The following is a 232-nucleotide window of genomic DNA, read 5'->3' as shown; positions in this document are numbered from 1 at the left end:
GCGTAGTGGCGAGTTGGAGTGTCGTACTCTACGTGAGAAGTAGCGATTGTGATACCGCGCTCACGCTCTTCTGGAGCGTTATCGATAGATGCGAAGTCACGAGCAGCACCGCCGTATACTTTAGCAAGTGTTGTACAGATAGCTGCAGTTAGAGTAGTTTTACCGTGGTCAACGTGGCCGATAGTACCAACGTTTACGTGCGGTTTTACACGTTCAAATTTTTCTTTAGACA

The 232-nt window shown here is 47.8% G+C and carries 1 protein-coding gene; it reads right to left on the bottom strand.

Annotated elements, in window-relative coordinates:
* On the bottom strand, positions 1-232 hold a 232-nt coding region (locus VCHENC03_RS16545; RefSeq protein ID WP_009705503.1), incomplete at both ends, for a GTP-binding protein.

The organism is Vibrio sp. HENC-03, assembly GCF_000305755.2.
Taxonomy (GTDB): domain Bacteria; phylum Pseudomonadota; class Gammaproteobacteria; order Enterobacterales; family Vibrionaceae; genus Vibrio; species Vibrio owensii.
This window is presented reverse-complemented; position numbering and strand designations above follow the sequence as displayed.